The organism is Terrisporobacter muris, from assembly GCF_024621905.1.
GTDB lineage: Bacteria > Bacillota > Clostridia > Peptostreptococcales > Peptostreptococcaceae > Terrisporobacter > Terrisporobacter muris.
On the sequence record NZ_JANKBY010000112.1, the window covers coordinates 1 to 10,483 of the forward strand.

General features: G+C 28.0%; 12 protein-coding genes and 1 tRNA gene. All 13 read left to right on the plus strand.

Going from position 1 to position 10,483, the window contains the following annotated elements:
- The first annotated feature begins 122 nt into the window (after positions 1 to 122).
- Positions 123 to 195: transfer RNA gene (locus NSA58_RS10120), tRNA-Lys, on the plus strand.
- A gap of 103 nt (positions 196 to 298) precedes the next feature.
- The gene (locus tag NSA58_RS10125) at positions 299 to 973 is read left to right on the plus strand and encodes a TIGR04283 family arsenosugar biosynthesis glycosyltransferase (RefSeq protein WP_074080178.1); all 675 of its coding nucleotides are present in this window, start codon (positions 299 to 301) and stop codon (positions 971 to 973) included.
- Between the two features lie 4 nt (positions 974 to 977).
- Positions 978 to 1,670, plus strand: a complete 693-nt coding sequence (locus NSA58_RS10130) for a TIGR04282 family arsenosugar biosynthesis glycosyltransferase (RefSeq protein ID WP_052233005.1) — start codon at positions 978 to 980, stop codon at positions 1,668 to 1,670.
- Positions 1,649 to 2,668, plus strand: coding sequence for a phosphotransferase (locus tag NSA58_RS10135; RefSeq protein ID WP_039679939.1), 1,020 nt, complete (start codon positions 1,649 to 1,651; stop codon positions 2,666 to 2,668). The genes NSA58_RS10130 and NSA58_RS10135 overlap by 22 nt, the downstream gene beginning before the upstream one ends.
- Positions 2,669 to 2,790: 122 nt before the next feature.
- Positions 2,791 to 3,507 (plus strand): TVP38/TMEM64 family protein, encoded by a 717-nt coding sequence (locus NSA58_RS10140; protein ID WP_039679938.1) that lies wholly within the window; start codon positions 2,791 to 2,793, stop codon positions 3,505 to 3,507.
- An 84-nt stretch (positions 3,508 to 3,591) separates the two neighbouring features.
- Complete coding sequence (locus NSA58_RS10145; protein ID WP_039679937.1) at positions 3,592 to 4,293, plus strand: TVP38/TMEM64 family protein; 702 nt, start codon at positions 3,592 to 3,594, stop codon at positions 4,291 to 4,293.
- Entirely contained in the window at positions 4,283 to 5,260 is a 978-nt protein-coding gene (locus NSA58_RS10150; RefSeq protein WP_039679936.1) for a (Fe-S)-binding protein, read from the plus strand. The genes NSA58_RS10145 and NSA58_RS10150 overlap by 11 nt, the downstream gene beginning before the upstream one ends.
- Before the next feature lie 33 nt (positions 5,261 to 5,293).
- Positions 5,294 to 6,517, plus strand: a complete 1,224-nt coding sequence (locus tag NSA58_RS10155) for an ABC transporter substrate-binding protein (RefSeq protein ID WP_074080175.1) — start codon at positions 5,294 to 5,296, stop codon at positions 6,515 to 6,517.
- A complete protein-coding gene (locus tag NSA58_RS10160) occupies positions 6,517 to 7,383 on the plus strand; it encodes an ABC transporter permease (RefSeq protein ID WP_039679934.1) in 867 nt (288 codons plus the stop codon). Before NSA58_RS10155 ends, NSA58_RS10160 begins: the two co-directional genes overlap by 1 nt.
- Before the next feature lie 8 nt (positions 7,384 to 7,391).
- Complete coding sequence (locus tag NSA58_RS10165; RefSeq protein WP_330376069.1) at positions 7,392 to 8,201, plus strand: ABC transporter permease; 810 nt, start codon at positions 7,392 to 7,394, stop codon at positions 8,199 to 8,201.
- A 16-nt stretch (positions 8,202 to 8,217) separates the two neighbouring features.
- On the plus strand, positions 8,218 to 9,237 hold the full coding sequence (locus NSA58_RS10170) for an ABC transporter ATP-binding protein (protein ID WP_039679932.1): 1,020 nt from the start codon (positions 8,218 to 8,220) through the stop codon (positions 9,235 to 9,237).
- A 63-nt stretch (positions 9,238 to 9,300) separates the two neighbouring features.
- Complete coding sequence (locus tag NSA58_RS10175) at positions 9,301 to 10,167, plus strand: nucleoside hydrolase (RefSeq protein WP_074080173.1); 867 nt, start codon at positions 9,301 to 9,303, stop codon at positions 10,165 to 10,167.
- Between the two features lie 23 nt (positions 10,168 to 10,190).
- On the plus strand, positions 10,191 to 10,483 hold a 293-nt coding region (locus tag NSA58_RS10180), incomplete at its 3' end, for a hypothetical protein (RefSeq protein WP_257560428.1).

Consider the following 10,483-nt stretch of genomic DNA (forward strand, 5'->3'; position numbering starts at 1 on the left):
AATATGTAAAAATATACTATTAATAGGTGATATCTATAGAAATTTTCAATAGGAAATGATTTAAAAATTATGGATTTTTGTTTGATAGTTAACTATAATTAATAATGTAATTAAATAGTTATGGCTCATTAGCTTAGTTGGTAGAGCACCTGACTCTTAATCAGGGGGTCCTGGGTTCGAGTCCCAGATGGGTCACTTAAAAATCTCATTGATATATTATCAATGAGATTTTTCTTTATTTGACGAGATTTTTTTTTATTGTTACAATTGAGAAAAATAAAACAACAAGGGTGAAAGTATGATTTCAATAATAATTCCAATTTATAATGAAGAGAAAAATATTAGAAAAATTCAAGATAATTTATCTAAATTAAAAGGAAATTTTGAAGTAATATTTTGTGATGGAGGAAGCAGTGATAGAACTGTAGACTTAATAGATACTAGCTTTACTGTAATCAATTGCCCAAAGGGAAGAGCAAATCAGATGAACTATGGAAGTAAAATATCAAAAGGTGATGTACTATTTTTTCTTCATTGTGACAGTATAATAGAAGATGATGTAATTTTAAAAATTCAAGAAGAAATAAATAAAGGCTGTAAAGTTGGCTGTTTAAAATTAAAATTTGATAACGAAATAATATGGATGAAAGTTTGTGGTTATATGTCTAATCTAAGAGTTAAACTAAGAAAAATAGCCTTTGGAGATCAGGGTATATTTATAACAAAAGAACTATTTGAAGATATGGGTGGAATGCCTAATTTACCAATAATGGAAGACTTAGAGTTTTCATTAATGCTAAAAAGAAATAAATATTACTTTAAACAAATAGATAGCTATATAATAACTTCAGCTAGAAGGTTTTTAGACAAAGGTATTTTTAAGACAATGATCCAAATGCAAAAATTACAACTTCAATATTTATGTGGAAGAGATATAAATGAAATTAACAAAGAATATAGAGATATTAGGTGATTAGATGAGAGAGGCAATTATTATTTTTACAAGAGTTCCCATACCAGGGCAAACAAAGACAAGACTTCAAAGTTTCCTTACAAAAAATCAATGTGCTGAGATTCATAAAAACTTTTTAAAAGATATTAAACATATTTGTGAAAAATTAAAAAGAGATATTTTTATATTTTATACACCTGCAGACAAGGATAATGTGCTAAAAGGTATTTTTGGTGATAAATTCAAGTATAAAATACAAGAAGGAAACGATTTAGGGGAAAAGATGTATAATGCTATAGAATATGTATTAGGCAAAAAGTATAACGCGTGTATTTTAATAGGAACAGATATACCTTTTTTAAAAGAAGAAGACTTAAGAAAAGCATTTAAAGTTTTGAGAAAAAAGGATATTGTACTAGGTCCAACAGTAGATAAGGGATATTATTTAGTAGGAATGAAAAGACCAACTAAAGCAGTATTTGAAAATGTGGAATATGGTCATGGAAATGTACTAGATAATACAATAACTTCTATAAAAGGTTCAAATTTAACTTATGGATTAACTAATAGAAATGTTGATATAGATGAGAAAGAAGATTTATTTTATTTTTATAATGAAATAAAAAAAGAAAATGTAAGTAAAAATATGTACACATCAAAATTCATTATTAATATTATTGAGGAGTATGACGGAGAATGTTTACGATTAACGGTTTAGAAGAATATGTAAAAAGAGAAGAATTCTTGGAAGGATTAAAAATTCCTAAAGATAGTAAAGTTGATTTTCAGTTATTGGCACAAGGGGAGTATAATATAAACTATTTATTTACTCATCCAATAACAAAAGAAAAATTAATTCTTAGGGTGAATACAGAAAGTCAAATGGATTTAAGTGATCAAATTGAATATGAGTATAAATCATTATTACAATTAAAAGAAAGTAAAAGAACACCAATACCTTTATATGTAGATGGAAGTAAGAAACATATTGACTATGGAGTTTTAGTTATGAACTTCTTACCAGGTGTAGATTTAGATTATAAAAAAGATTTATATATAGCAGCCAACTGTTTAGCTGATATTCATAGTGTAGCTTTAGAAAAAAATACACATTTATTGTGTCCTAAAAATCCATTACAAGCAATAATCGATGAGTGTAAAACTATGGTACAAACTTATTATGATAGCCCTCTAGGAGATGAAGAAAAGAAAAATCAAATAAAGAGAATGCTCAAACTAGGGGAAGAAATGATAAAAAATACAGGTGAATATAAAGGAAGAAGATGCATCATCAATACAGAATTAAATTCAAGCAACTTCTTAATAAATGGTGAAAATAAAAATAACTATATAATAGATTGGGAAAAGCCAATACTAGGAGAACCGGCTCAAGATTTGGGTCACTTTCTTGCACCAACAACAACATTTTGGAAAACAGATGTTATTTTATCACAGGAAGAAATAGAAAAATTCACTAAAGAATATATAAAGGTTGTAGGTAATAGATTTGATACAAGTGATATAGAAGAAAGATTAAAATTATATCTACCGATAACTTGTTTGAGAGGTATTACTTGGTGTGCTATGGCTTGGGTACAATACAAAGATCCAAATAAATTAATAAGAAATGAGTTTACAGCTAAGAAGTTGGAAGATTATTTATCAAATGAATTCTTGGGTATGGCAGAAAATAGATATTTTAAAAATAATATATAACTGCACTTATAGAAAAAATCTATATAAGTCGACTTATATAGAAAAATACTATTAGAATAAAAAATATAGCCATGATAAAATAAATTTACCAAATCATATATAATTTAGGGAGAATAATATTCATGGAAGAAGTAAAAAGGAAAAAGAGTAATATATATGGGAAGTTAGCAATTATAATTTTAATAATAATTAGTATAGGAAGTTATTTTGTAATTCCAAGTGTTAAAACAACTTTTGATAATATTGTTATGATGTTTAAAAGTGGCGATTTTACAGTAGTTGGTGAATTTATTAAATCTTACGGGCCTTATGCTATGGTAATATCTTTTATGTTAATGATATTACAATCTATAGCAGCACCACTTCCTGCTTTTCTTATTACTTTTGCCAATGCAAATTTATTTGGGTGGTGGCAAGGTGCAATATTATCATGGACAAGTGCCATGGCAGGAGCGGCAGTTTGTTTCTTTATTGCCAGAATTTTAGGTCGTGATATGGCTGTAAAATTAACAAGTAAAAAAGGTATAGAGCAAGTTGATGAATTTTTAACTAGATATGGTAAGCAAAGTATATTAATAGCGAGACTTTTACCATTTATGTCTTTTGATATTGTAAGTTATGCAGCAGGACTTACAGGTATGGGATTTATGGGATTCTTTATAGCAACTGGACTTGGCCAGCTACCAGCAACAATAGTATACTCTTATGTGGGAGGAATGCTAACTGGTGGAGCTAAATTACTTGTAACAGGATTATTAATTTTATTTGCATTAACAACATTAATATTTTTAATGAAGCAAATTTATAGTGATAAACAAAAAAAGAAGAAATTTAATTAAAATAAATAGAAATTACTAATATCTCAAGGAGATTTTAAAATTCACCTTGAGATATTATTTTGTGATTACAGTAAGGAAGAAAATATGAAGAAAAATAATATTTTAAAAGCAAGTATTTTTGGAACTATAATTTTAGTCATAATTATTTTGAATAATCATTATGGATGGTCTGCTTATATAAGTGATACTAAAAATTTAGATTTTGTAAAACAGATGGTAAATGATAATATGTTACTTGCCATAAGCATTTATATAATTTTAACTATAATAGGATGCGTTGTACTTGCAATTCCAGGGGTTACTTTTGCAGTTTTTGCAGGAATTTTATTTGGACCAGTACTAGGAGTATTTGCATGTTTGATTGCTACAACTTTAGGTGCATCTATGGCATTTATAGTGAGTAGATTTTTCTTGAAGGATATGATAAAACCTATGTTGGAAAAAAATAAAACATTGAAAAAACTTCTGTTTAGTGACAATGACAAAAGTGATTTAATAATTTTAATGATTACTAGAATGGTGCCCATATTTCCATACAACTTGCAAAACTTTGCCTATGGAATAACAGATATGGGATTTTGGAAATATACAATATATACGTTTGTTTTTATGTTTCCGGGGGTATCCTTTTTTACGATAGGTTCTGCAGGACTTACAGCAGGTGATAACAAATGGAAATATTTTATAATAGCAGGAGTACTAGCCGTAATTGTTACTTTTGCAGGTATATTTATTCAAAAAAAATATCTAGGAAATAATAAAGAGGTATTAAGAAATGAAAGATAAGACACAAAATTGTATTCATTGTAACTTATGTACTAAAAATTGTGATTTCTTAAAAAAATATAATATGGATCTAAAAGAATTTTCAAAAAGAGAAGATTTGGCTTATAATTGCTTTCTTTGTGGAAAGTGCAAAACAGTTTGTCCTAAAGATATTGATGGAAAAGAAATTGCCTTAAGTATGAGAAAAGAGCAGGTCAAAAGAAATAGTAATGTTATAGTAGATAAGGATTATAATATGCTTTTAAAAGAAAAAAATCCTTATATCTTTGCTAATTATAAAAACTCAAATAAAAAATCTGTATTATTTCCAGGATGTAACTTTGTGTCATTCTTTCCTAAAACAGGAAAAGAACTTATAGATAAACTTAAAAAATATGATATTGGTGTGATCTTTGATTGTTGTCAAAAACCAATATATGAACTAGGTTTAAATGAAGATGCAGATAGGAATTTACAATCTTTAAAAAATAAAATAAAAGAAGCTAATATTGAGGAAATTATAGTAGTATGTCCAAATTGTTATTATTTTTTAGGTAAAAAACTAGATGTAAAGATAATAACTATTTATGAGAAATTAAAAGAACTTAATTTGGGACAAGGTATAAAAGATGAAAATATTCCAATTTATTATCCTTGTCCAGATAGAGAAGATAAATTATTCTTCAAGACAATAGAACCTTTTATAGAAGGTGAAATAAAAAACTCATTTAAAGATACACAGTGCTGTGGCCTGGGAGGGTGTGCCAGCTCAAAAGAAAGTGAAATTTCAACAAAGTTTGCAAAATCCGTATCTTTAGTAGGAGAAGAAAAACTATTTACTTATTGTGCTTCTTGTGTGGGAAACTTTAAAAGAAAAGGTTTTTTAAATTCATATCATATATTACCCTTAATCTTAGGCATAAAAGAAGAAGTGCCCTTGGGTATGAAGTCTTTATTTAACAGGGCTAGTTTTAAATTTAAAAAATAAAATATATTATGCAAAAAAATAAGGAGTGGACAGATGAAAAAAATTATAGCAATTTTAATGACAGTTATGATGATGTTATCTATGGTAGCGTGTGGAAAAAGTAATAATACTGCTACAAATGTGGACAACATGAAGTGGGAAGAGATATTAGAAGAAGCAAAAGGCAGCACAGTTACATTTTATGGATGGGGTGGAGACGAAGAGCTAAATGCTTGGTTAGATGATGTCTTTGCACCAAAAATGAAAGAAAAATACGACATAACAATGGAAAGAGTACCAATGGATATAGACCAAGTTCTTAGCCAGCTATCAGGAGAAATACAAGCTGGTGAAGAAGATGGAAGTATAGATATGATATGGATAAATGGTGAAAACTTTAAGTCAGCTAAAGAAAACAATATGCTTTATGGAGCTTTCTTAGATAAACTTCCAAATGCAGAGAAATATCTTGATTTAGATGCAGATGAAAATAAATATGATTTTGGTTTCCCAACTGAAGGATACGAAGCACCTTATGGAAAAGCACAATTAGTATTTATGCATGACAGTTCAGTTACAAAAGACGCACCAGCAAGCACAGAGGAATTATTAGAGTTTGCAAAAGCAAATAAAGGTAAAGTTACATATCCTGCATTACCTGATTTTACAGGAAGTGCATTTGTTCGTAATGTAATATACGATATAGTTGGTTATGAGCAATTCCAAGATATGAAAGAAGATAAAGAAACGGTTAAAAAAGCTATACAGCCAGCTCTTGATTATTTAGTTGAATTAAATAAGTACTTATGGAACGAAGGAAAATCATTCCCAGCAGACTCAACACAATTAGACAATATGTTTAAAGATAATGAAGTAGTAATGAATATGACTTATACAGCTTATGCAGTTGCAAGAGGAATAGAAAATGGAAGTTATACTGATACTACAAAAACATTCTTATTTGATAAAGGGACAATAGGAAATACAAACTACATGGCAATAGCTAAAAATAGTGGAAATAAAGCTGGAGCAATGGTCGCTATAAATGAAATGATAAGTGCAGAAGTACAAGCATCTAGACTTGAAAAGTTAAAAACTATACCTGTAGTTGATAATGCTAAGTTAACTGATGAAGAAAAAGCTGAATTTGATAAAGTTGATATAGGAAAAGGTACAATACCTCAAGATGAACTATTATCAAAAAGACTTCCTGAAATGCCAGCAGGTTTAGTTCCAATAATTGAAGAAATATGGTTAGAAGAGGTTGTTGGAAAATAATGAAAAAGAAATATACGCCTTATATTTTATTAATACCACAAATATTACTTTTATTAATATTTTTAATAGGGCTTATTAATGGAATCACCCAAAGTTTTGGGGTGATTCCTACTTTTGGTTTAAGAGAGCCCACATTAAAATACTATACAGAGGTACTTTCATCACCTCAGATGAAATCTTCAATTATGTTTAGTTTATATATTGCATTTACATCATCAATATTTTCCGTTGTAATTGGAACCTTAATTTGTATGATTATAGTAATGAATAAAAAAACTAAATGGTTCTATGAAAAATTAATTGAAATTCCTATCGTAGTTCCACATATAGTTGTGGCTATTTTTATATTAAATATTTTTTCGAAAAGTGGACTTATATCAAGAACTTTAGCATCTATTGGTGTTATTTCTTCACAGGATCAGTTTTTTAATTTAATTTATGATAAATATGGGATAGGAATAATGCTAGCTTATTTATGGAAGGAGATACCTTTTATAATTTATTTTGTATTATCTATTATGTCAAATATTAATGGTAGTTTAGGAGAGGCAGCTATAAACTTAGGTGCTAGCAAGTGGCAAACATTTAAAAAAGTAACACTACCTTTATGTAGAAATACGATTTTAAGTGGATTTCTAATCATATTTGTATTTTCTCTGGGAGCTTATGAAATACCTCAATTATTAGGTCCAACACTACCTAAGGCTTTACCTGTTCTTTCTTATATTCAATATATACACCCAAATTTACAGAACAGGCCATATGCCATGGCCCTAAATGGAATAATAATTATAATTTCTTTAATATCTGCAATTATTTATTATAATTTAATAAAAAGTAACATACCATCAATGAAAGAAAAGTAGGTGATAAGGTGAAGAAAAACAAAATTAATAAGATTATATTAATTATAATGAGTATATGTATAATATTACCTATATTAAACTTAATAATATGGTGTTTTACAGAAAGATGGGCTTGGCCAGATTTATTACCTCAGACATATTCCTTAAGAGCAATAAATGAAATTTTTTCACGAAAAGATGAAATGTGCAAACTTTTCATGTCTAGTATAATACTTTCTTTCATAGTTGCAATACTATCTGTAATTATTGGACTAATGACTGCTAGAGCTTTTGTTTTTTATGATTTTAAATTGAAAAAACAACTTTACTTTTTGACATTATTGCCATTTTTAATACCATCAACAGTATTTGCCATGGGAATACATGTAATATTTATAAAGTGGGGACTAAGCAATAGTATACTAGGAGTTATTATTGTTCACTTAATTTATTCTCTACCTTATGCAACAAGACTTCTTATGGATGGAACAATAGCTGTAGGTAATAAATTAGAAGAACAAGCTAAGGTACTTGGAGCAACATCACTTCAAGCTTTTACTAAAACCACCTTGCCTATTTTGTCGCCAGTGATTTTATCATCACTTAGCATGTCATACATAGTATCTTTTAGTCAGTATTTTTTAACACTGCTAATAGGAGGCGGAAAAGTTAAAACATTTGCCATAGTTATGTTTCCTTATTTATCTGGAGGAGATAGAAACATGGCATCAACATATTCTTTAGTATTTTTAGGGATAACAATAATAATATTTAGTATATTCCAAGTGGCAGTTTCTAAAATTAACAAAAATATAAGCAGTGACTTCTATGGAGTATAGAAAATAGGTGAAATAAATGAGTTTAAAATTAGAAAATATAAGAGTGAGCATGGGAGGACATGAGATCCTTCATAATATAAATTTAAATATAAACAAGGGAGAATTTATTTCTCTTTTAGGTCCTTCAGGTTGTGGAAAAAGTACCTTGCTAAAAGCTATAGCAGGGCTAAATGATTTGCAAGAAGGAAAAGTAATTTTATTTAATAAAGAAATTCAAAATATATCTCCTGAGAAAAGAGGAACAGTAATAGTTTTTCAAGATTTAAGGTTATTTCCTCACTTATCAGTAGAAAAAAACATTGCATTTGCCATGAATTTAAACAAGGTAAATAAGCAGGAGCAAAAAGAAGTAGTAAAAAAGCTACTTAAAGATGTTCAATTAGAAGGATTTGAAAATAGAAAAATAAAAGAACTATCAGGAGGACAAATGCAAAGGGTTGCTCTTGCTAGAGCATTAGCTGCGAAACCCAATATATTGCTTCTTGATGAGCCATTTTCAGGTTTAGATGAAAAATTAAGAATTGAAATGGGACAGCTAGTAAAAAAACTTCAAAGAGAAAAACATATGACTATGATACTAGTTACACATGATAAAAATGAAGCATTACAACTTTCTGATAGGATTGCTATTATGATGCACGGAGATATTATTCAATATGATAAGCCATATAATATGTATACTTCACCTATATCAAAAGAAGTAGCTGACTATTTTGGTAAAAATAATTATTTTACTGGAAAAGTTGAGAATAAGATATTTAAATGTGAGTATTTTGAGTTAAAATGTGATGAGAAAGATGGGAATTATGAAGCTATGATTAGACCATCTAGCATTATTTTAGATGATAATAAAAATGATTTTCAAATTAAAGAAATTAATTACTTAGGTGACTTTGTGGAAATTCTTTTAAGTAAAGATAAAAAAGAAATTTTAGTTAAAACAAGTGCGGATATATTAAATAAGGACGACTTTAAAGAAGGTAATAAAGTTGGAATAATAATAAAAGAAGAAGAGATTACTTATTTTGAAAGTTAGATTTTAATTTTGAATATAAATTAATTGAATTGAATAAATATTAAAATTGAAAGAGGACAAATAATGAAAAATGTAATATTTGACTGTGATAATACTTATGGGGTACCAGATTGTGATGTGGATGATGGACTTACATTAATATATTTACTGGGAAATAAAAATGTAAACTTATTAGGAGTAACTACAACTTATGGAAATAACAAGGTGGAAGTAGTTTATCCAAATACTTTAAAAATGATAAAAGAATTAAAAGTAGAAAAACTACCAGTTCTGGAAGGTGGGAAAAATCCACAGGATTTAGATAATGAAGCAAGTGATTATTTAGTTGAAATGGCAAATAAATATGAGAGAGAGTTATCAATACTGGCAACAGGTTCTTTAACTAATCTTTATGGAGCGTATTTAAAAGATAATACTTTTTTTGATAAAGTAAAAGAGATAGTATTAATGGGAGGGATAACTGAGCCTTTAATATTTGCCAAAAGACAAATGGATGAGCTAAACTTCTCTTGTGATCCAATGGCAACATATACAGTTTTGACTAAGGGTAAAAATGTTTCAGTAATCACAGGAAACAACTGTCTGAAAGTTCTTGTAACTAGAGAAGATTATGAAAGAGAGTTAAATGATTGCTCAAATCCAATAGTACCATATATAAAAAACAGTACAGATTATTGGTTTGATTACAATTTAGATAAGTTTGGAATAGATGGGACTTATAACTGGGACGTTACGGCGGCATCTTATTTGATGCATCCTGAATTTTTCAAAGATGATATATATAAAATGAAGTTAAGAGTAGAAGATTTAAAAAGAGGATTCTTAAATATTGATGAAGATAATAATTGTGTGTTGAATCTTCCTATAATAGATAATGAAAAGCTTTATAATAAAGATATTTATGATACATGGAAAAGTGTGAAAATATAAAATTTGAGGGGAATTATTAAACTATGGGGATTTTTGAACATGCTACAAATAATTTGAGTTTTAGGATAGATCTTGGAATATTTGCAATTAATATGATTTTTATCTTTCCGGGAATTCTTTTTTTAGCAACTCTTTATTTAGTTTTTAAGCTTTGGATTTCAGATATAATACTTAAGTTTTTAATGGAGATTTTTACAGGTGAGATTGTAGATATAAAAGAGTATCCTAAAAAAGATAGAAATAGGATGAATAGATATATTAGTGTTGGGCTAATATTGATGCTTATTATACCGTTCATACTAGCTTGTTTATCATT

Bases quoted from the DNA above. Each gene is read 5' to 3' on its own strand.
- NSA58_RS10140 (WP_039679938.1), top strand. From the start codon at position 2,791: ATGGAAGAAGTAAAAAGGAAAAAGAGTAATATATATGGGAAGTTAGCA.
- NSA58_RS10145 (WP_039679937.1), top strand. From the start codon at position 3,592: ATGAAGAAAAATAATATTTTAAAAGCAAGTATTTTTGGAACTATAATT.
- NSA58_RS10125 (WP_074080178.1), top strand. From the start codon at position 299: ATGATTTCAATAATAATTCCAATTTATAATGAAGAGAAAAATATTAGA.
- NSA58_RS10150 (WP_039679936.1), top strand. From the start codon at position 4,283: ATGAAAGATAAGACACAAAATTGTATTCATTGTAACTTATGTACTAAA.
- NSA58_RS10175 (WP_074080173.1), top strand. From the start codon at position 9,301: ATGAAAAATGTAATATTTGACTGTGATAATACTTATGGGGTACCAGAT.
- NSA58_RS10135 (WP_039679939.1), top strand. From the start codon at position 1,649: ATGTTTACGATTAACGGTTTAGAAGAATATGTAAAAAGAGAAGAATTC.
- NSA58_RS10155 (WP_074080175.1), top strand. From the start codon at position 5,294: ATGAAAAAAATTATAGCAATTTTAATGACAGTTATGATGATGTTATCT.
- NSA58_RS10160 (WP_039679934.1), top strand. From the start codon at position 6,517: ATGAAAAAGAAATATACGCCTTATATTTTATTAATACCACAAATATTA.
- NSA58_RS10170 (WP_039679932.1), top strand. From the start codon at position 8,218: ATGAGTTTAAAATTAGAAAATATAAGAGTGAGCATGGGAGGACATGAG.
- NSA58_RS10130 (WP_052233005.1), top strand. From the start codon at position 978: ATGAGAGAGGCAATTATTATTTTTACAAGAGTTCCCATACCAGGGCAA.